The following is a 20,967-nucleotide window of genomic DNA, read 5'->3' as shown; positions in this document are numbered from 1 at the left end:
AATATCCTCCGGGGGGTGCGGGGGGCGGAAAGCCCCCCGTTCCGGCGGTGACGGAGGGTGGATGCGCCGCAACGGGGGCGCTGCCCCCGCACCCCCGGGATATTTTCGCACCAAAGACGCCCCGTCCGCTCACCACGGCTTGACCGCGGGCGGCTTGCGCCCGGGGCGTCCAGCGGCCAACCTCTCGCCACCCCGCGAAAGACCGGAGCCCTTCGATGCGCCGCACACTTGCCGTTTTGCTTGCCACCGCCGCCAGTCCCGCGCTGGCCGAGATGCCGCCGGGCGTCTCTCATTTCACCCTCAACAACGGCATGCAGGCGGTGGTGATCGAGGATCACCGCGCCCCGGTGGTCGTGCAGATGGTCTGGTACCGCATCGGCTCGGCCGACGAGCAGCCGGGCAAATCGGGGCTGGCGCATTACCTTGAACACCTGATGTTCAAGGGCACCGACAGGCTGGCCGCGGGCGAGCTGTCGCGCACCGTCACCGCCAACGGCGGTATGGACAACGCCTTCACCAGCTACGACTACACCGCCTATTTCCAGCGCATCGCCTCGGACCGGCTCGACCTGGTGATGGGGATGGAGGCCGACCGCATGGAGAACCTGCGCATCGGCGAGGATGACTGGCAGGCGGAACGGCAGGTGGTGCTGGAAGAACGCGCGCAGCGCACCGACAGCGACCCCCGCGCGCTGTTCGGCGAGGAACGCTCGGCCGTGCAGTTCTACAACCACCCCTACGGCCGCCCGGTGATCGGCTGGCGGCAGGAGATGGTGGACCTGACGCGCGAGGATGCGCTGGACTGGTACGACCGCCACTACGCCCCGAATGCGGCGGTGCTGGTGGTCGCCGGCGACGTGACCGCCGACCAGGTGCGGCAGCTGGCGCAGACCCATTACGGCAAGATCCCGCCGAAAGAGGGCGCGACCCGCGCCCCGCGCCCGCAGGAGCCCGTCCAGCGGGCCGAGCGGCGGATGGAGATGAGCGACCCGCGCGTGCCGCAGCCGGTGCTGTCGCGCAGCGTCATCGTGCCGGAACGAAACCCCGGCGACCAGACCACCGCCGCAGCGCTGAGCGTGCTGGCCGAGCTGCTGGCGGGCTCTCCGCAGACCTCCTACCTGGGGCAGCGGCTGGTGCTGACCGGCAAGGCGCTGTGGGTGGGCGCCGGCTATGACGGGCTGAGCGTGGACCCGACCACCTTCAGCGTCAGCATGGCCTATCCTCCCGGCAGCGACGATGCCGCGGCGGAATCCGCGCTGTTGCAGGCGCTGGAGGATTTCCGGCGCGACGGCCCGGACCCGGCGCAGCTGGAGCGGGTCAAGACGCAGCTGCGCGCCGCCCGCATCTATCAGCGCGATTCGGCGCATGGTCGGGCCTATGATTACGGGCAGGGGCTGTCGATCGGCTTGGGCATCGAGGACGTGAACGACTGGCCCGAGCTGCTGGCCGCCGTCACCGCCGAGGATGTGCGCGCCGCCGCCGAGCTGGCCCTGGGCGAGCGCGCCGGAGTGACCAGCCTGCTGAAACCCGCCGCACCCTCTGAAACCGCAGCGGCCGAGGCCCCCGAAACCCCACCGGCCACCACCACCGACCCGATCGACACCGCCGCCGAACCGGAGCAGCTGCAATGATCCGCCGCGCCCTTGCCGCCTTTTCGCTGTCGCTGTCCGTGCTGTTGCTGGCCGCGCTGCCCGCGCGCGCCATCGACATCCAGCAGGTCACCTCGCCCCAGGGCATCAAGGCTTGGCTGGTCGAGGACCACTCGATCCCCTTCGTCGCCCTCGAGATCGCCTTCCGCGGCGGCGCCTCGGTCGATGCGCCGGGCAAGCGCGGCGCCGTCCACCTGATGACCGCGCTGCTGGAAGAGGGCGCGGGCGAGCGCGACGCCGTGGCCTATGCCGAGGCGATGGAGGCGCTGGCTGCCTCGGCCGCCTTCGACGTCTCGGACGATGCGGTGATGGTCGGCTTTCGCACCCTGACCGAAAACCGCAACGCCGCCGCCGATCTGCTGGCCGACGCACTGGCCCGGCCCCGTTTCGACGCGGATGCGGTGGATCGGGTGCGCGCGCAGGCGCTGTCGGTGATCCGCTCGCAGGACAGCGACCCCGGCAGCATCGCCGCGATCGAGATGGCCAAGCGCATGTGGGGCGACCACCCTTATGGCTCGCCCCTGACCGGCACCGCCGACTCGGTTTCGGCGCTGACCCGCGACGATCTGGCCCAGGCCCATGCCAGCGTGATCGCGCGCGACCGGGTGATCGTGTCGGCCGCGGGCGACATCGACGCGCAATCGCTGGGGCTGCTGCTGGACCGCATCCTGGGCGCTCTGCCGGCGCAGGCCACCGCGCCCCTGCCCCCCCGCCCGCAGCTGCAGCTGTCCGGCGCCACCACGGTGATCGACTGGGACAGCCCGCAGACGGTGGTGCGCTTTGCCCAGGCCGGGCTGCCGCTGGACGACCCGGATTACTTCGCGGCGGTGGTGCTGAACCATATCCTCGGCGGCGGCGGGTTTTCGTCGCGGCTGATGGACGAGATCCGGGAAAAGCGCGGGCTGACCTATGGCGTCGGCACCAGCCTGTCCAACCAGGTGCTGGGCGACAGCTGGGGCGGCGGCATGGCCACCGCCAACGACCGCACCGCCGAGGCGGTGGCGCTTGTGCGCGAGATCTGGGGCACGATTCGCGACGGCGTGACCGAGCAGGAGCTCGCCGACGCCAAGACCTATCTGACCGGCGAATACCCGCTGCGCTTCGACGGCAACCGCCGCATTTCGGGGATCCTGACCGGGATGCAGCTGATGGACATGCCGCCGGATTACATCAACACCCGCAACGACCGGGTGCGCGCGGTCACCGCCGAGGACGTGCACCGCGTCGCGCAGCGGATGCTGGACCCAAAGGCGCTGGAGTTCGTGCTGGTCGGCCGCCCCTCTGGCATCGACAGCACCGCAGCGGCGCCGTGAAATGCAGAACGCCGCCCCGGCCGGGGGCGGCGTCCGTGAAACCCCTCTAGGGGCCGTACTCGTTACGACAACGGGTCCTATTGCACCTTGACCGCGCCGCTGCCGCCAATGGCGGCGCCGGCGACCGCGCCGACCGGGCCCGCGACCACCGCGCCGGTCGCCGCGCCGGTGGTGGCGCGGGTGGCGGCGTTGGGACCGCAGGCGGCCAGCGCCAGGGTTGCAACGACGATAATCATGCTTGCGATCTTCATGGCGGGATCCAGTCCTGCATTTGCTGTGGGCTCAACGCCCGTCCCCGCCGCCTGTTCCACATTTCCGCCGGGATGAACAGAATCATTTCCGCTGCTTCGCCGCCCCTGCTATATCTGGGGGCATGACCCGCCACGACCTCAATATCCGGCCCCGGATCCGGCAGCTGGACGAAGCCACCGCCAATCGCATCGCGGCCGGAGAGGTGGTCGAACGCCCCGCCTCGGCCGTCAAGGAGCTGGTGGAGAACGCGCTCGACGCCGGGGCCACGCGCATCGACATCGCCATCGCGGGCGGCGGCAAGCGATTGATCCGGGTCAGCGACGACGGCTGCGGCATGGCGCCCGAGGACCTGCCGCTGGCGCTGGCCCGGCACGCGACCTCGAAGATCGACGGCTCGGACCTGCTCGACATCCGCAGCTTCGGCTTCCGGGGCGAGGCGCTGCCCAGCCTCGGCGCGGTGGCGCGGCTGTCGATCACCAGCCGCGCGGCGGGGACGGATGCGGCGCGGATCACCGTCGAGGGCGGGCGGATCGGCGCCGTGCGCCCGGCCGCCGGCAACCGCGGCACCGTGGTCGAGCTGCGCGACCTGTTCTTTGCCACCCCCGCCCGGCTGCGGTTCCTGCGCGGCGACCGCGCCGAAACCCAGGCCATCGCCGAGGTGGTGCGCCGGCTGTCGATGGCCGAACCCGCCGTCGCCTTTACCCTGACCGACGAGGACGACGCCCGCGTCCTGTTTCGCGCCGATGCCGAACAGGGCGAGCTGTTCGACGCGCTCTCGGCCCGCATCGCCCGGGTGATGGGGCGCGAGTTCATCGAAAACGCCATTCCCATCGACGCAAGCCGCGACGGGCTGCGCCTGACCGGGCTGGCGGCGCTGCCCACCTATTCGCGCGGCGCGGCGGTGGCGCAGCATCTTTACGTCAACGGGCGCCCGGTGCGCGACAAGCTGCTGACCGGGGCGCTGCGGGCGGGGTATTTCGACGTGCTGCCGCAGGGGCGGCACCCGGCGGCGGTGCTGTTCGTCGATTGCGACCCGCAGGGGGTCGATGTGAACGTGCATCCCGCCAAGGCCGAGGTGCGGTTCCGTGAACCCGACGCCGCACGCGGGCTGGTGGTGGCCAGCCTGCGCCATGCGCTGGCCGCGGCCGGGCACCGATCCTCGTCCACCGGCGGCGCGGCGACGCTGGCGGCGTTCCGGCCGGAACCGCACCCCTCGCCCGCCGCCAGCTTGGCCGCCTGGCAGGCGCAGGCGCCGCTGGCCCCCTTGCCCGACGCGGCGCCGGGGCTTGCCGAGGCGCCCGCCGCCTGGCCCGAGGCCGTGCCGGTGTTCCCCGCCGCCGCGCGTGTCGAACTTGCCGCCGCGCCGACCGACGCGCCGCTGGGTGCCGCCCGCGCGCAGCTGCATGAAAACTGGATCATCGCACAGACCGCCGACGGCATCGTGATCGTCGACCAGCACGCCGCGCATGAGCGGCTGGTCTATGAGCGGCTGAAGGCCCAGGCCGCCGCCGCCGCCCGCATCCCCAGCCAGGCACTGCTGATCCCCGAGATCGTCGAGCTTGGCGGGGGTGCCGAGCGGCTGCTGGCCATGGCGGCAGAGCTCGACCGGCTGGGGCTGGTGGTCGAGGCGTTCGGCCCCGGCTGCGTAGTGGTGCGGGAAATCCCCGCCGCGCTGGGGCGGCTTGATGTCGCAGCGCTGCTGCGCGACATCGCCGACGATCTGGCCGATGCCGGCGCCTCGGACCGACTGCAGGGGCGGCTGGATGCGGTGCTGTCCTCGATGGCCTGCCACGGCTCGGTCCGGTCGGGGCGCAGCCTGAATGCCCAGGAAATGAACGCGCTTCTGCGCGAGATGGAGCGGACGCCGCGCTCGGGCCAGTGCAACCACGGCCGCCCGACCTGGGTGGAACTGAAGCTCTCGGATATCGAGCGGCTGTTCGGCCGCAAGGATTGACCGGCGCGCGACCCCGGGCAACAATGCGCCGAAAGAGAGGACAGCCATGTTCGAACTGAGCGCCGACAAGATCGCCTTCGTCATCCTCCGCGCGCGCGAGTATGATTTCGGCACCGACGGCAGCGGCAGCCGCAGCGCCTATGAGCTGCGCGATTTCATCGCCGGCCTGACCGAGGACGAACAGGCCGAACTGACAGCGGTGATGTGGATCGGACGCGGCACTTTCGACGCCTCGGATCTGGCCGAGGCAATCGACACCGCCCGCAACGAAAAGACTACCCCCACCGAGGACTACCTGCTGGGAGAGCCGCAGCTGGCCGACCATCTGGAATCGGGGATGGAAGCACTTGGCCTGACCCCCGGCGCAGAGGGGGACGAGCTGCTGCGGATGTGATCACACCGCAGCAGCGGTCATTCTCGGCTGATCCGCAGCAGGGCGCCGCTATCCTCGTCGGTGAGCAACATCATTGCCCCCGTCGGCGGCAATGTAGCGGACCCGCCCCACGCCGTTAGCTCGCTTTGCCCGCGAGCCAGTCCCTTCACCCTCAGCCAGGTAGCGAAAAGCCCCACACCGTGGACTACCTGCTGGGAGAGCCGCAACTGGCCGGCCATCTGGAATCGAGAGTGGAGCCGCTTGGCCTGACCCCCGGCACCGAAGGGGACGAGCTGCTGCGGATGTGATCGCACCCGCAGCAGAGACGGTCATTCCCGGCTGACCCGCAGCAGGGCGCCGTTATCCTCGTCGGTCAGCAGCATCACCGCGCCGTCGGCGGCGACGGCAATGTCGCGGACCCGGCCCACACCGTCCAGATAGCGCGCTTCTCCCGCCACAAGGTCGCCGTCGAGCCGCAGCCGGGTAAAGGCCTTGTCGGTCTGCAGATTGCCGATCAGGATATCGCCTTCCCATTCGGGGAACATCTCGCCAGCGTAGAACATCATCCCCGAGGGCGCGATCACCGGGTCCCAATAGTAGACCGGCTGCTCCATGCCGTCCTTTGCGGTGATGCCTTCGTTGATCGGGGCGCCGGAGTAATCCAGCCCGTATGTGATCACAGGCCAGCCGTAATTGCGCCCGGCCTCGGGGCGGTTCAGCTCATCCCCGCCCTTGGGGCCGTGCTCGACCGTCCACAGCCGCCCTTGCCCGTCGCGCGCCGCGGCCTGCACGTTGCGGAAGCCCTTGGCCCAGACCTCGGGCAGGCCCAGCCCCGGGTTGCCCTCGGCCGGGGCGCCGGTCATCGCGTCGATGCGCAGCAGCTTGCCCAGATGGTTGTCGTCCTGCTGCGCGGTGTCGCGGATCGGGGTGTCCGAGCGCTCGCCCAGCGTGACGAACAGATTGCCCTCGCCATCATGCACCAGCCGGCTGCCGAAATGCAGCTTGCCGTCATAGACCGGCACCTGCGCAAAGATCTGCTCGACCCCCTCCAGCGCGGAATTGTCGGCGGACAGCGTGGCGGTGGCGACGGCGGTGTGGTTGCCGCCCTCGGCGGGCGCCGCATAGCTGAACCACAGCCGGCGCGATTGCTCGAAATCCTCGGCCAGCAGCACGTCCAGCAGCCCGCCCTGTCCGGTGACGTCGATCTCGGGCAGGCCCGAGATCGGGTCGGACAGCGTGCCATCGGGCGCGATCACCCGCATCTTTCCCGGGCGTTCCGTCACCAGCCAGCCGCCGTCGGGCAGCTGCTCCATCCCCCAGGGATGGTCGAGCCCGTCCGTGATCACATCGGTTTTCAACGCGATGTCGTCGGTCAGGACCGGGGCGCGGGTCTGGCCCTCGAAGGCCGGGCGCTGATCGGGCGCGTTCGGCGGCGTGGCGTTGAAATCCTGGGCCGAGGCCGCCAGCGCCGGCAGGATGCTGGCCACAGCGGCCGCGGCGGGACGCAGCAGGCTCATGACAATCTTCCCCTGAAACTCTTTCGTCCGAGCAAGGGAAACCGCGCGCGCCCGGAATTGTTCCGGGCGCGCCAGTCCGGCGTCAGCCTTGCAGGTGGTCCAGCTTTTCCATGTGGTCGGCGATGCTACCGACCTCGGCCAGCCACGCCGACACCAGCGCCGCGTCGTCGGGGGCGGCGTGGACGCCGGGGGCAAACCCGCCCGCCAGCACGGTTTCCACCGCCAGCGCTACCGGGATCGAGACCAGCTGCGCCATGGCGCTGCCATCGGCGTTGCCGCGCGCATCCAGGGCCCATTCCCGGTCGAACACCGCCTGCCCGTCGCGGCGCGCGGTCAGGCGCACGAACAGCACCACCCGGTCGGGCTCGCCCTCGGCATAGGCGTTTTCGGCCCAGAACTGCTCGGACATCTCGCGCAGCCGCGCTTCGCCCGCGGGGCCGTCCAGGGTCTCGATCTCGGCAAAGACCCCGGCCCAGGCGTCGGCCCAGCCTTGCAGGCGAATGGTGCCGCGCACGAAATCGCGGATCGTCCAGTCAGGGGCAAAACCGTATTGCCCGATGAACTCGACCGAATCGCGGTTGGGATAGACCTCGAACCGCTCGGGCCGGGGCAGCGGTGCGTCATAAGCCTCGATCGCGTGCCAGGGGCGCTGGACGATGCGTTCGGCCCCGTCCCGCAGCGAGCGCGAGGGCGAGCGCAGCGCCCGCAGCACCCCCAGCGGCGACCAGGAAAACTTGTAGCGGAACGGGTTCGGACGCGCCGGAATCCCGCCGCAATAGCTGGTAAAGCTGACCTCATCCCCCGGCCGCGCGATCTGGCGGTAATCGGCCACCAGCTCGTGCGCCATCAGGTGGTCGATCCCGGGGTCCAGCCCGACCTCGTTTACCAGCGCGACGCCGGCGTCCATCGCCGCCTGCTCCAGCCCCGCCATTTCGGGCGAGATATAGGACGAACTGACGAAATGCGCCCGCCGCTCGATGCACATGCGGGCCAGCGCCGGGTGGCGGTCGGCGGGCAACATGGAGACCACCACGTCGCCGGGCCGGACCTCGGCCGCCAGCCGCTCGGGCGAGAACTCGCGGATGTCGTCGGTCAGCTCGCCCACCGCGGATTCCGCCTTTTCGACGGTGCGGTTCCAGACCGTGACCGGGGTCTTGCCGCCCAGCAGCCGCCGCAGCCCGGGAATCGAGGACAGTCCGGTTCCGACCCAATGGATGGTCATGGCTGAAGCCCTTTCAGATGCGTGTCAGAGATCGCCGCCGCCCGCCCCCAGGGACCGGCGTCGATGGTGTCGAGCTCGCGCAGCACCGGCAACAGCTGCGCGGCATAATCGAGGCTGGATTCGCGCGGCAGCATCGAGGGCAGGTTGTCGATGGCCATCACGTCCAGCGGCGGGTTGTCCGCCACCCGCAGCGCCGGCGCCGCCCAGCTGGTGGTGCGGTCATAGACCCGCACCGGGTTGAATTCACTGGTCGGGTCACAGGCGATATCGCCGATCACCCGCAGCGCGCGACCCGGGTTGACCGCGGCTTCCGGCACGAAAACCGGGCAGCCGGGCTGCGCCAGGATGCAGTTGAGAAAGATCTCGTGCAGCAGGATTTCCGGGAAGGGGCCGCCATGCGCGGTCTCCTCCATATCCCATTTCGTGACCCGTACGCCCATTTCCGCGCAAAGATCGGCGGCGCCAGAGCCGACGCGGCCGCGGGCGCCGATGACGATGGCGCGGGGGCGAGGCTGGCCGGTGGCGTCCAGTTCCGCCCGCAGCTCGGCCGCCAGCGCGTCCTTGTCGGGGTAGGTGCCGACCGGGCCGCAGATGCCGCCCCGCTGCTGCGCCGCCCAGGATTTCAGCGATACCGCCGCGCCGGCATAGCCCGCCCAGTAGCCAAAGGCCGCCAGCCGCCGCCCGTGGTCGTCCAGCAGGTATTCCAGGTCATAAAGCCGCCCGCCGCCCGCGCGAAACCGCCGCAGCAGCGTCTGCCCGGCGGGCTGGCCCTTGAAAGCGTGTCCGAACATGATGTGGCGATGCGGCAGGGCCGAACTGTCATCGGGCAGTTCCTTGAGGCCAAAGATGATCGCATCTAGCGGCGCCTCGGGCCAGGACCCCTCGGGCACGATCGAGGCGCCGGCGGCGCGATACTCCGCCGTGGGGATCACCCGGCGCGGACTATCCTCGACCGAGACGCGGAAGCCGCGGCGGATCAGGTCGCGCGCGCCGTCGGGGGTGATGCCGACCCTGTCCTCATTGGGGCGGCTTTCCGCCCGGACCCACAGATGCACCATGCGATTCCCCCTCATCTGCGCCACGCTGGCAGCCCCCGGTAAAGCACGGGTTAACGCCGGCCGACAGTTACGGAAAGCCGATGCGGTCGTCCAGCCGCGGCCGCCTTGCACCCAGGAACGGCCCCTCGCCGGCCGCCTCGATCCGGGCGATGGCGTCAGGGATCGGCTCTGTGATCACAGCCATGGCAAAGGCGGTGGCGTGGATCATCGTGGTCGCATCCAGCGCCAGCGCCACATGGCCCGGCCAGAACAGCAGGTCGCCGCGCCGGATCGTGGCGGTTTCGGGAAAGGCCGCGCGCTGCAGGTCGCTGTCGCCGGGGCAAGCGATGCCGGCGCCATGCAGCGCCACCTGCGCAAGGCCCGAACAGTCGATGCCCCAACGGCTGTTGCCACCCCACAGATAGGGGGTGCCGAGCAGCGAAACCGCAATCGCTGCCGCATCACCGGGCTGGTCCGAGAGATGTTGCAACGGCAAGAACCCGCCCCCGGCCAGCTTGGCAAAGCGCCCCTCGACCCCGGTCACCGCCAGCCGCGAGCCCAGTGACAGCGACAGGGTTTCCCGCTGCTTGAAGTCGGGGGCGGGATAAACATGGGTCGCCGGCGCGCCGACCCGGTGTGTGATCACATCACCTGCATCCCCCAGCGCCGCCAGAGGGACCCAGCCGCAATACCCATCCGCGGCGGCCTGCACGAACCCCCAGCCATCGCGCGCCTCGATCAGCAGCACATCGGCGCCGAACAGCATCTGCCGGTCGCGGGGACCGTCGGGGGCGCGGCACAGGTCCACCAACGGCATCGCCACCCGCCGCCGCTCTCCGTCCGTGATCACATCCCGCGCGACCCCGGCGCCGCGCAGCGCCACACGCTCGGTCGCGGGGGTCAGGCGGCGATCCATCACACCAACTCGGGCAGCGCGTGCAGGATCGCGCGCATCCCCTGCCCCACCCCGCCCTTGGGGCGGCCCGGCGCGGCGGTGGGCTGCCAGCCGTAGATGTCGAAATGCACATAGCGGCCAGCGCCCTCGGCAAAGCGGCGCAGGAACAGCGCGGCGGTGATGGCGCCCGCAAATCCGCCCGAGGGCGCGTTGTCCAGATCGGCGATGGCCGGCTCGATCATCGCCTCGTAGGGTTCCCAGAACGGCAGGCGCCAGATCGGGTCGGCGTGATCACGGCCGGCGCGGTAAAGCGCCTCGGCCGCCGCATCGTCGTCGCAGAAGAACGGCGGCAGGTCGGGGCCCAGCGCCACCCGCGCCGCCCCGGTCAGCGTGGCCATGGAAATCATCAGCGCGGGGCCATTCTCGGCCGCATAGGCCAGCGCATCGGCGAGAATCAGGCGGCCTTCGGCGTCGGTGTTGTTGACCTCGACGGTCAGGCCCTTGCGGCTGGTCAGCACGTCGCCGGGGCGGAAACTGTCGCCGGCGACGGCGTTTTCCACCGCCGGGACCAGCACCCGCAGCCCGCCGGCACGGCCCAGCCGCGCCAGCGTCTCGGCCAGCCCCAGCACGTTGGCGGCACCGCCCATGTCCTTTTTCATCAACAGCATCGAGGACGAGGGCTTGATGTCCAGCCCGCCGGTGTCGAAGCAGACCCCCTTGCCGACCAGCGCCGCCGCAGGGCCGTCGCCCGGAAAGCGCAGCTCGATCAGCCGCGGCTCGCGCCCCGGCGCGGCGGCGCGGCCGACGGCGTGGATCATCGGAAAGCCCTCGGCCAGCGCCACGCCTGTGATCACATTCACCTCGGCGCCGTGGCGCGCGGCGAGATCGCGCGCCGCAGCCTCCAGCTCGGCCGGTCCCAGGTCCGAGGCCGGAGTGTTGATCAGGTCGCGGGCCAGATACTCGCCCGCCGCCATCGCCAGCAGCTGCGCCGCATCGACGCCCGCGGGGCAAACCAGCCGCGCCTTGGGCGGCTCGGCCGGTTTGTATCGGTTGAAACGATATTGCGCGAACAGCCAGCCCAGCGCGGCATGGGTCAGGTCATAGCCCGCGGGCGCACCCTCCAGCCGCCAGGCGCCTTCGGGCAGCGCCTCGGCGGCGCGGGCCATGGTGAACCGCTCGCGCGCCGGGCGGTCGGCGGGGGTGGCGGGGCGGCCGATGCCGAACAGCGCGCCCGCGACACCCCCCGGCCCCGGCAACAGGCACAGCTGCCCGGGCTTGCCCGCAAACCCCGCGGCCAGCGGAAACGCCGGGTCGATCCCCTCGGGCCAGACCGGCCCCGCATCGCCTTGCGCCACCAGCCACAGCGGGCGGCTGTCCATGCCTGCGGGCGCGAATTGAGGTTCGGTCATGGCGGCTCCCCTGGGCTCTTTCGGCCCTGTTTTGTGGGTATTTATGCCAGAAAGAAACCCCTGCGGCTTCTTTCTGGTCCAAATACCCATTGCGACCGCGCCACCTTCACTTCGTGCGCAATTTCGGCTATGTCCCGCCGTCTTGATTTGAAAGGGATGCCGATGGGCTACAGGGTTGTCGTTGCGGGCGCCACGGGCAACGTGGGCCGCGAAATGCTGAACATTCTGGCCGAGCGCCAGTTTCCAGCCGATGAGGTGGTGGCTCTGGCTTCGCGCCGGAGCCTTGGCACTGAGGTCAGCTATGGCGACAAGACCCTGAAAACCAAGGATATCGACGGGTTCGATTTCACCGGCTATGATATCGCGCTGTTCGCCATCGGCTCGGACGCCACGAAAAAATACGCCCCGATCGCGGCCAGCCAGGGCTGCGTGGTGATCGATAACTCGTCGCTTTACCGCTACGACCCCGAGGTGCCGCTGATCGTCCCCGAGGTGAACCCCGACGCGATCGAGGGCTATCGCCGCAAGATGATCATCGCCAACCCCAACTGCTCGACCGCGCAGATGGTGGTGGCGCTGAAGCCGCTGCACGACCGGGCGCGGATCAGGCGGGTGGTGGTCAGCACCTACCAGTCGGTGTCGGGCGCCGGCAAGGACGGCATGGACGAATTGTGGAACCAGACCAAGGGGATGTATGTCCCCGGCCAAGAGGTCGAGCCATCCAAGTTCCAGCGCCAGATCGCCTTCAACGCCATTCCCCAGATCGACGTCTTCATGGAAGACGGCCAGACCAAGGAGGAATGGAAGATGGTGGTCGAGACCAAGAAGATCATCGACCCCTCGATCAAGGTGACGGCGACCTGCGTGCGGGTGCCGGTGTTCGTCGGCCATTCCGAATCGATCAACGTCGAGTTCGAGGATTTCCTGGACGAGGACGAGGCCCGCGACATCCTGCGCGAATCCCCCGGGGTGCTGGTCGTCGACAAGCGCGAGCCGGGCGGCTACGTCACCCCGGTCGAGGCCGCGGGTGAGGATGCCACTTATGTCAGCCGCATCCGTCAGGATCCCACGGTGGAAAACGGGCTGAACCTGTGGTGCGTCAGCGACAACCTGCGCAAGGGCGCGGCGCTGAACGCGGTGCAGGTGGCCGAGCTGCTGGGCAACCGCTGCCTGAAAAAGGGCTGATACGGCCGGAATGACCTGCCAGCCGCCGCGACCCCTCGCGGCGGCTTTTTCATGGGCGCTCAGGCGGCGGGGGTCTCGCCGCTGTGGCGGGTGGCGGCCAGCGGCCGGCCTCCGGTCAGGCGGCGCACCGCGACGTAGAACCCCGGCACCATGAAGATCCCCAGGAAGGTGGCCGAGATCATCCCGCCCATCACCCCGATGCCGATGGCGTTCTGCGCCGCCGCCCCGGCGCCGGTGGCGATGGCAAGCGGCGTCACCCCCAGGATGAAGGCCAGCGAGGTCATCAGGATTGGGCGCAGCCGCAGGCGCGCGGCCTCGATCGCGGCCTCGGTGGTCGAGCGGCCGCCGACCTCGAGGTCGCGGGCGAACTCGACGATCAGGATGGCGTTCTTGGCGGCCAGCCCGATGGTGGTCAGGATGCCGACCTTGAAATACACGTCGTTCGCCTGTCCGAACAGCAGCGCCGCCACCACCGCGCCCAGCACCCCGACCGGCACCGCCAGCATCACCGAGAACGGTACCGTCCAGCTTTCGTAAAGCGCGGCGAGGCACAGGAACACCACCAGCGCCGACAGCGCGTAAAGATAGGGCGCCTGGTTGCCGGCCTGTTTTTCCTGATAGCTGATGCCGGTCCAGGCGACGCCGTAGCCGCCTGGCATCTGGGCGACCAGCTCTTCCATCGCCTCCATCGCCTGGCCCGAGGTGGTGCCGGGCGCCTCGCTGCCGGTGATCGAGATGGCGTCGGTGCCCTCGAACCGCGACAGCCGGGGCGCGATCGGTTCCCAGCGGGTGGACATGAAGGCGCTGAAGGGGACCATCTCGCCCTGATTGTTGCGCGCGTACCAGGATTTCAGGTCGTCGGGCTGCATCCGGAACGGCGCCGCCGCCTGCACGATCACCGGGCGCAGCGTCGCGCCCATGGCGAAGTCGTTGACCTCGCGCCCGGCAAAGATGGTGGACAGCATCCCGTTCACATCGGCCAGCGACAGGCCCAGCGCCTCGGCCCGCTGCGCGTCGATGTCCAGCCGCAGCGCCGCGTCGTCCTGATCGCCCGAGCTGCGGATATTGGTCAGCCGCGAGTCGGCCTGGGCGGTTTCCTCAAGCTGCGTGGCGGCGGCGCGCAGCGCGTCGATGCCCTGCGCCGACTGGTCGATCAGATACATCTGAAAGCCGGCGGTGTTGCCCAGCCCCTGGATCGGCGGCGGCTGCACGATGTTGATGCGCCCAGCGCGGTGGTTGCCGAAACGCTGGGTCGCGCGCTGGACGATGGCGGCGGCGGACTGGCCCGGGTCGGGGCGCTCGGCAAAATCCTTGAGCCGCACGAACAGCGTCGCCCGCCCCTGCCCGGTCCCCGAGAACCCGAAGCCCAGCGCCCCGAAGGTCGAGGCGACGGCCGGTTCCTCGGTCAGCAGGTAATCCTCGATCTCCTGCACCACGGCCAGGGTCTGCTGGGTGGTCGAGCCCTCGGACAGGTTGATCTGCGCCATCAGCACGCCCTGATCCTCGGTCGGCAGGAAGGTCGAGTTCATCCGGGTGAAGAGCTGCCAGACCCCGGCGGTCATCAGCACCAGGAGCAGGATGACCAGGAACGGCCGGTGCACGCTGCGCGCGACCACCGCGACATACCAGTCGGTGACGCGGTCGAAGCCGCGGTTGAACCAGCGGGCGGGGGCGAACCCCGCCTCGCCCGAATGCGGGCGCAGCAGCGAGGCGGTCTGCGACGGCGTCAGGATCATTGCCGCCGCCAGCGACAGCATCATCGCGGTGATGATGGTGACCGAGAACTGCCGATAGACCACCCCGGTCGAGCCGGCCATGAAGGCCATGGGCAGGAACACCGCCGACAGCACCACCGCGATGCCGATCAGCGCCCCGGTGATCTGGCGCATCCCGATCTCGGTCGCGCGCACCTGGTCCAGCCCTTGGTCGTGCATCAATCGCTCGACGTTCTCGACCACGACGATGGCGTCGTCGACCAGCAGGCCGATGGCCAGCACCATGGCGAACATGGTCAGCGTGTTGATCGAATAGCCCAGCGCGAACAGCATCGCGAAGGTGCCCAGCAGCACCACCGGCACCACCACCACCGGGATGATGGTCGCGCGCCATTTCTGCAGGAAGATCAGGATCACCGCGATGACCAGCGCCACCGCCTCGAACAGGGTGTGATAGACCTTTTCGATGGATTTCTCGACAAAGGGCGAGGTGTCGTAGGCGACGCGCAGGTCCACCCCCTCGGGCAGCGCCACCTGCAGCGAGGCCAGCACCTCGCGCACCGCGGCGGCGGTGTCCACGGCGTTGGCGCCGGTTTCCAGGTTCACCCCGAACCCCGAGGCATTGGCGCCGTTGAAGCGGCTGTTGGCACCGTAGGCTTCCTGCCCGATCTCGATGTCGGCGACGTCGTTCAGCCAGACCGAGGCGCCATCCTCGCCGGTGCGCAGCAGGATCCGCTCGAAATCCTCGACCGAGGTCAACTGGCTTTGCGCGGTCATGTTGGCGGTGAACTGCTGGCCCGGGACCACCGGCTGGCTGCCCAGCGAGCCCACCGAGACGGTCGAGTTCTGTTCCGCCACCGCCCCGGTGATGTCGCCCGGGGTCAGCTGGTATTGCGCCAGCCGCAGCGGATCCAGCCAGATCCGCATCGCGTAGCCCGAACCGAAGATGTCGATGCCGCCGACGCCCGGCACCCGCTTGACCGGGCCCTCGACCACCTCTTCCAGCAGGTTGCCCAGCTCGACGGTGGAATAGCGCCCGTCGGGCGACACCAGCGCCCCCACCATCAGGATCGAGGAGGTCGAGCGCGTCACCGACACGCCGCGGGTCTGCACCGGGGTGGGCAGGCGCGATTCCACGCTGCGCACCCGCGACTGCACGTCGTTCAGCGCATCAGTCGGGTCCACGCTGTCGTCAAAGGTCAGCGTCAGCGACGAGCGCCCGTTGAACGACGAGGATTCGAAATAGAGCAGTCCTTCCAGCCCGGTCAGCGTATCCTCGATCTGGGTGGTGACCGAGTTCTGCACCGCCGCGGCGGTGGCGCCGGGATAGCTGGCGCTGATCCGCACGGTGGTGGGCGCGATGTCGGGATATTGCGACACCGGCAGATTCAGCAGCCCCCACAGCCCGGCCAGCATCGTCACGATCGCCAGCACCCAGGCGAAGACCGGGCGGTGGATGAAGAACTGCGCCATCAGTTCGCCGCGGCGGCGGGGGTGGCCGCGGCTGCGGCCGCGGTCCCGGCCGGCTCGACCTCGCGCACCACGCCCTCGGCGTCGATGGTCACGGGAATGGTGGTGATCGCCTGCCCGTGGTTGAGATTGGTCAGCCCGTCGAGGATCAGCAGGTCGCCCTCGGCCGCGCCCTCGGTCACGATCCAGTTGCCCTCATGGGTGCCGACCTCGGTCAGCACCACCTCTTCGGCCACGCCGTCGCGCGCGAAGAAGGCGGTCAGCTGCCCGGTGGCGGCGCGCCGGGTCGGGCCCTGCGGGACCAGCACGCCTTCGACCTGGCCGATGGTCATGCGCACGCGGATGAACTGCCCGGGCAGGATCAGCCGGTCGGGATTGGGAAACTGCCAGCGAAAGGGCACGGTGCCGGTGGTGGGCGACACCTGCCGCCCCGGCGCCACGATCTGCCCCGGCTGCGGATGGACCTGCCCGGTCTCGAGGATCAGCTGCGCCTCGGGCCCCGTGGAGCGGATCAGCGTGCCCTGGACGTGACGCTCGCGGTTGCGCAGCACGGTGGCACGCGATTCCGTGACATCGACATAGATCGGGTCCAGCTGGGTGACGGTGGTCAGCGGATCGGCCTGGTTCGCGGTCACCAGATCCCCGACCGAAACCCGGGCGATATCGGCGATTCCGTCGATGGGGCTGCGGATTGCGGTGCGGTCCACCGCCAGCTGCGCCAGCTCGCGTTCCGCCTCGGCCCGCGACAGCGCGGCGCGGGCATTGGCCAGCGCCACCTGCGCCGATTCCAGTTCGGCCCGGCTGACCCCGGTGCCCGACAGCCGGTCATAGCGGGCGACGGTGGCGCTGGCGCCCTCGACCGCGGCCTCGGCGCTGGTCACGGCGGCTTCCGCCGCCGACAGCGTGGCGGACAGCTGGTCGGCGTCCAGCCGGAACAGCACGGTGCCGGCCTTGACCTGGCGGCCGGGCTGATAGGCGATCTCGACGATCTCGCCGCCGACCTGCGGGCGGATGGCGGTTTCCTGATAGGCGACGGCGCGGCCGGGCAGTGTGACGGTGACCGGCACGGTGGCGCGGCCAAGCGGCATCACCCCGACCTCGCGCGGGGCCTGCGCGCCGGGTCCCGGGGCGGGACCGGGGGCCTGCGCCGCGGCTGGCCCGGCGCCCAGCGCCAGCACGGTGGCCAGCATCGGAAAAGCGCCGCGGCGGATCGACATGAGGTGGCGAAAGCGCGTCCGGTCGGTCATGCGCGCAACATCGCAGGCGCACCGGGTCCGGGCAAGCACACGAATGCGTCAACCCGGCGCGTCGAGCCAGCCGGCAAAGCCCAGCCCCGCGTCCAGCACCGCCACCGCGCCGGCGGGGGTGCCGGGGGCGATGCGCAGCGGCGCCAGCCCCATCGCCGCGCGCGGGGCATCGGTCGCCATGGCGATGCAGTCCTTTAGCGCCACGCCGCCCAGAAGATGCAGCCGGGCCAGCGCGGTCATCATGTCCAGATGCGCCCCGGCCAGCGCACCCTGATCGTTGACCAGACGCCCGTCTTCCAGCCGGATCCGCTTGCCATACAGGGTGAACTGATCCGGGCCGCCCACGGTGGGCATCGCGTCCGAGACCAGGAAGCAGCGCCCCCGCTGCGGCCGCGCCGCGATTGCCAGCCGCAGCATCGGCCAGTCCACATGCAGCCCGTCGGCGATCATCCCCAGCCAGGCGTCCGACAGGATCGCCGCCGCCGCCAGCCCCGGGGCGCGGTGGTGCAGGGGCGGCATGGCGTTGAACAGATGCGTGGCCATGGTGATGCCGCGGCCAAATGCCGCCCCGGCCTCATCGGCGCTGGCCGAGGAATGCCCGGCCGACAGCACCACCCCCAGCGCCCGCGCCCGGGCCAGCAGCGCGGGATCGGCGAGTTCCGGCGCCAGCGTCAGCAGCACCGGCACCCCCGCCGCGCGCAGCCGTTCCAGCACCGCCAGCGTGCGCACGTCCAGCGGCCGGATATGGCGAGGGTCGTGGGTGCCGCGGCGCTCGGGGGCGATGTGGGGGCCCTCGATATGGATGCCCTCGATGCCCGGCTGGCCGCGCGCGGCGATCACCGCATCGGCGGCGGCCTCCAGCACCTCGGGGGCGTCTGTGATCACGGTCGGCAGGATCGCGTGGGTGCCCAGGCGGCGATGCGCGGCGCGGATGGCGGCGATGCCCGCGGCCGAGGCGTCCGTGTTGAACAGCACGCCCCCGCCGCCGTTCACCTGCAGGTCGGTCGGCCCCGGCATCGCCAGATGCACGCGCAGGTCCGGCGTCGTCCCGGCCAGCGGCGCCACCGATTCGATGCGCCCGCCGCGGATGCGCAGCGCCAGCCCGGGGCGTAGCGCGCCCTCCACCCAGGTCAGCGCCGGGGCGATCAGCGCGTCCATGCCGCGCCCCCTTCGGCCTCTCGCAGCGCCAGCAGCGCCGCGCCGCGCACGCCGCTGGCATCCCCGAACCGCGCCAGCCGCAGCGCCGGCGGCGGCACCCCCGCCATCAGCCGCGGGGCCAGCGCGCGTTCCAGCCGCGCCACCACCCCTGGCATCCGCGACAACCCGCCGCCCAGCACGACGACCGGGGGGGCGAGGGTCATCTGCAGCACCTCCAGCGCCTCGGCGGCGAGATCGGCCCAGACGTCCAGCACCGCCTCGGCGCCGGGCGCGTCTGCCAGCACCCTGGCGCCGCCGGGGATCCCCATTCCATCGGCCAGCCGCGCCAGCCCGGGCCCCGCGACGTAGCTTTCGATGCAGCCCTGCCGCCCGCAGCCGCAGGGCCACAGCCCAAGCCCGTGCCGCGCCAGCGCCCGCGCCGGCATCCCGCAATGGCCAAGCTCTACCGCGATGCCGCCGTGGCGCGGCGCCGGCCGGCCGTCGAGACACAGCCCCGCCGCCAGCCCCGTGCCCAGCACCAGCCCGACCGAGGCCCCCGTGGCGCTGCCCGCCCCGCCATTCGCCTCGGAATAGGCCAGCGCCATGGCGTCGTTCATCACCGGCAGCGCCCGCCCGGCGATCTGACGCAGGCGGCTTGCCATATGCTCGCCGCCGATCGGCAGGTTCGCGGCGCGGACAATCCCGCTGTCAGGCCCGCTATCCGGCTGAACCACCCCCGACATGGCGATGCCGATGGGCAGACCGGCCCCGCCCTGCGCGCGCAGCCACGCCACCTGCGCCGCCAGCGCCGCAAAGAACGCGCCCGCGTCACTGCGCGGCGTTTCCACCCGCCGGCTGCCGCCCGGTTCCATCCCCGGCCCGAACAGCCGCGCCTCGATCTTGGTGCCGCCGATGTCGAGCCCGCCGCAGATCATGGTCCCTCGCTAGTATCTCGAGACATCCGCCGGCTCGACCGGCGGCACTCGCCGCATCGCCGCGTTCTCATAACGCTTCGCCTCGGTGAGGAAGGAGTAGATCGCGCCCTTGGCGCAATGGATGAACCCCGGCCAGCCGCAGCGCCACATCCCGTGCCGCAGATACCAGCGCAGGAAGAACAGCGGCGGGCTGACCAGCATCTTCCACGGCCGCGGCGGCAGCCCGCGGTCCTGCTTCATCTGCGCCTTGAGGGTCGAATACTTGTTTTCCTTGAGCATCTGATCGTGCAGCACGATCGGGCTGAAATGCAGCAGCCCCCCCGGCACGGCCTTTTTCACCACCCCGTCGATCTCGATCCCCTCGTGCACCAGGTCGGTGGTGTTGAAGCGGCCGGTGCCGCGCCGGAACAGCCGGTTGTGATAGCGTTCGTGCGACGAGGGCGGCACATAGCCGTAGCCGTTCAGATAATCATAGCGAGTGATCTGCCAGCCGTTCACCCCCGGATCGGCCAGCAACCGGTGGAACTGCCGGGCCAGCGCCGGGCTGACCCGTTCGTCGCTGTCGATGCTGAAACACCAGTCCTGCGTGCACTGGTCCAGCGCGAACTGCTTTTGCGCGCCAAAGCCGCGCCAAGGCTCGTGCAGGACACGCAGGGGCAGCCCCCCGGCCCGCAGCCGTTCGAGTATCGCCAGCGTGGCATCGGTCGAGCCGCTGTCCACCACCACGATCTCGGCACAGAACGAGACGCTGCGGACGCAGGCCTCGATCACCCGCTCTTCGTTCTGGCAGATGATGAAGGCAGAGATGGGTAGCATCATGGGGTCTGGTCCATTATTGACGGCTCAACGCAATGAACATTGCCCATGTCCACTATGCGCGCTTGCGGACCGGCGCGCCTGATTATTGCCCGGAGCCCGGCCTTGTCCATCCACAACCCGCTGGTCATCACCATCGAACCAGAAGACAGCCCGCGCCGCCGACGCGCCGTCGAGGAAGCTGCTGCGCATGGCCTGACCCCCGAGTTCGTGATGAGCATCCCCAAGGATGATCCACGCATTGCAGAGATTCACGACGTCAAGATGAACCGCCGCTGGCGAAAACATATGATGACGCCAGCCGAGGTGTCCTGCTACTCTGGCCATCGGATCGCATGGAAACAGATCGTCGAAGGCGGTGCACCGTACCGGCTTGTCCTCGAAGATGATTTCGAGATCGTCAGTCTGGATGCGCTGCGTCGCTTAGAGCGTCTGGCGGCTGAACGAGGCGACTGGGATATCATCATGTTGTGCCGTTTCAACCCCAAGGGAAAATATCGGGTAGTTGCCTCGGATCAATTTCAATTACGTGACTATTGTTATGGCCCAACATCGGCGGCTGCTTATCTTGTAACACAAGACGGTACCCGCAAGCTGTTATCACGGGAACGGATCTTCCGCCCGGTAGACGAAGATTTCATCAACCCTTGGGAACTTGGTCTTAGGGCTCTGGCAGTTTCCCCAGATATCGTACGGGAGTATGATCGCTCAGATTCCAACATTGAACAGGAGCGAACAAATCGCCAACGCAACCTTGGACGCTCTCTCCGCGATATTTTTCTGAAGGCACGCTGGCAGCTTCTCTCGAATCATCATTGGCGGCGGCGGCGTAAAAACTAAA

General features: G+C 69.8%; 17 protein-coding genes. 6 read left to right on the top strand and 11 right to left on the bottom strand.

What is annotated here, in order from left to right:
* Positions 1-215: 215 nt before the first annotated feature.
* The gene (locus tag BUB57_RS08800) at positions 216-1,631 is read left to right on the top strand and encodes a M16 family metallopeptidase (protein ID WP_073065403.1); all 1,416 of its coding nucleotides are present in this window, start codon (positions 216-218) and stop codon (positions 1,629-1,631) included.
* Positions 1,628-2,962 (top strand): M16 family metallopeptidase, encoded by a 1,335-nt coding sequence (locus tag BUB57_RS08795; RefSeq protein WP_073065400.1) that lies wholly within the window; start codon positions 1,628-1,630, stop codon positions 2,960-2,962. Before BUB57_RS08800 ends, BUB57_RS08795 begins: the two co-directional genes overlap by 4 nt.
* A 77-nt stretch (positions 2,963-3,039) precedes the next feature.
* Here the strand turns inward: BUB57_RS08795 and BUB57_RS16910 are convergent, their stop codons facing one another.
* Positions 3,040-3,213 carry a hypothetical protein gene (locus BUB57_RS16910; RefSeq protein WP_200796434.1) on the bottom strand — a complete coding sequence of 58 codons (174 nt, stop codon included), beginning with the start codon at positions 3,211-3,213 and terminating at the stop codon, positions 3,040-3,042.
* 122 nt (positions 3,214-3,335) lie between these two features.
* On the opposite strand from BUB57_RS16910, the gene mutL reads away from it, so the two are divergent.
* Together mutL and BUB57_RS08785 are read left to right on the top strand one after the other, a co-directional pair.
* Complete coding sequence (gene mutL / locus BUB57_RS08790; protein ID WP_073065397.1) at positions 3,336-5,168, top strand: DNA mismatch repair endonuclease MutL; 1,833 nt, start codon at positions 3,336-3,338, stop codon at positions 5,166-5,168.
* Between the two features lie 46 nt (positions 5,169-5,214).
* Positions 5,215-5,562, top strand: a complete 348-nt coding sequence (locus BUB57_RS08785; RefSeq protein WP_073065394.1) for a DUF3775 domain-containing protein — start codon at positions 5,215-5,217, stop codon at positions 5,560-5,562.
* 308 nt (positions 5,563-5,870) lie between these two features.
* Here BUB57_RS08785 and BUB57_RS08775 read toward each other — a convergent pair whose 3' ends face one another.
* The 5 genes from BUB57_RS08775 to BUB57_RS08755 form a co-directional block, all read right to left on the bottom strand.
* A complete protein-coding gene (locus BUB57_RS08775; RefSeq protein WP_073065387.1) occupies positions 5,871-7,058 on the bottom strand; it encodes a PQQ-dependent sugar dehydrogenase in 1,188 nt (395 codons plus the stop codon).
* Between the two features lie 82 nt (positions 7,059-7,140).
* A complete protein-coding gene (locus tag BUB57_RS08770; protein WP_073065384.1) occupies positions 7,141-8,280 on the bottom strand; it encodes a saccharopine dehydrogenase C-terminal domain-containing protein in 1,140 nt (379 codons plus the stop codon).
* Positions 8,277-9,338, bottom strand: a complete 1,062-nt coding sequence (locus tag BUB57_RS08765; RefSeq protein WP_073065381.1) for a saccharopine dehydrogenase — start codon at positions 9,336-9,338, stop codon at positions 8,277-8,279. The genes BUB57_RS08770 and BUB57_RS08765 overlap by 4 nt, the downstream gene beginning before the upstream one ends.
* 67 nt (positions 9,339-9,405) lie before the next feature.
* A complete protein-coding gene (locus BUB57_RS08760; protein WP_073065378.1) occupies positions 9,406-10,233 on the bottom strand; it encodes a C40 family peptidase in 828 nt (275 codons plus the stop codon).
* The gene (locus tag BUB57_RS08755; RefSeq protein ID WP_073065374.1) at positions 10,233-11,621 is read right to left on the bottom strand and encodes a leucyl aminopeptidase family protein; all 1,389 of its coding nucleotides are present in this window, start codon (positions 11,619-11,621) and stop codon (positions 10,233-10,235) included. The genes BUB57_RS08760 and BUB57_RS08755 overlap by 1 nt, the downstream gene beginning before the upstream one ends.
* A gap of 162 nt (positions 11,622-11,783) precedes the next feature.
* Here BUB57_RS08755 and BUB57_RS08750 point away from each other — a divergent pair, with 162 nt between their 5' ends.
* On the top strand, positions 11,784-12,806 hold the full coding sequence (locus BUB57_RS08750) for an aspartate-semialdehyde dehydrogenase (RefSeq protein WP_073065608.1): 1,023 nt from the start codon (positions 11,784-11,786) through the stop codon (positions 12,804-12,806).
* A 59-nt stretch (positions 12,807-12,865) separates the two neighbouring features.
* Here BUB57_RS08750 and BUB57_RS08745 read toward each other — a convergent pair whose 3' ends face one another.
* Genes BUB57_RS08745 through BUB57_RS08725 form a run of 5 tightly spaced genes read right to left on the bottom strand, consistent with a single transcriptional unit; the run spans position 12,866 to position 20,129 of the window.
* The gene (locus BUB57_RS08745; protein ID WP_073065371.1) at positions 12,866-15,994 is read right to left on the bottom strand and encodes an efflux RND transporter permease subunit; all 3,129 of its coding nucleotides are present in this window, start codon (positions 15,992-15,994) and stop codon (positions 12,866-12,868) included.
* On the bottom strand, positions 15,994-17,238 hold the full coding sequence (locus BUB57_RS08740) for an efflux RND transporter periplasmic adaptor subunit (RefSeq protein ID WP_234952024.1): 1,245 nt from the start codon (positions 17,236-17,238) through the stop codon (positions 15,994-15,996). Before BUB57_RS08740 ends, BUB57_RS08745 begins: the two co-directional genes overlap by 1 nt.
* Positions 17,239-17,286: 48 nt before the next feature.
* Positions 17,287-18,396, bottom strand: a complete 1,110-nt coding sequence (locus BUB57_RS08735) for an N-acetylglucosamine-6-phosphate deacetylase (RefSeq protein ID WP_073065368.1) — start codon at positions 18,394-18,396, stop codon at positions 17,287-17,289.
* Positions 18,384-19,310, bottom strand: coding sequence for an ROK family protein (locus tag BUB57_RS08730; RefSeq protein WP_073065364.1), 927 nt, complete (start codon positions 19,308-19,310; stop codon positions 18,384-18,386). Before BUB57_RS08730 ends, BUB57_RS08735 begins: the two co-directional genes overlap by 13 nt.
* A gap of 9 nt (positions 19,311-19,319) precedes the next feature.
* Complete coding sequence (locus BUB57_RS08725) at positions 19,320-20,129, bottom strand: glycosyltransferase family 2 protein (RefSeq protein WP_073065361.1); 810 nt, start codon at positions 20,127-20,129, stop codon at positions 19,320-19,322.
* A 45-nt stretch (positions 20,130-20,174) separates the two neighbouring features.
* On the opposite strand from BUB57_RS08725, the gene BUB57_RS08720 reads away from it, so the two are divergent.
* Positions 20,175-20,966 (top strand): glycosyltransferase family 25 protein, encoded by a 792-nt coding sequence (locus tag BUB57_RS08720; RefSeq protein WP_073065359.1) that lies wholly within the window; start codon positions 20,175-20,177, stop codon positions 20,964-20,966.
* The last annotated feature ends 1 nt before the right edge of the window (position 20,967 follow it).

The sequence above is a fragment of the Paracoccus solventivorans genome (assembly GCF_900142875.1).
Taxonomy (GTDB): Bacteria; Pseudomonadota; Alphaproteobacteria; order Rhodobacterales; family Rhodobacteraceae; genus Paracoccus; species Paracoccus solventivorans.
This window is presented reverse-complemented; position numbering and strand designations above follow the sequence as displayed.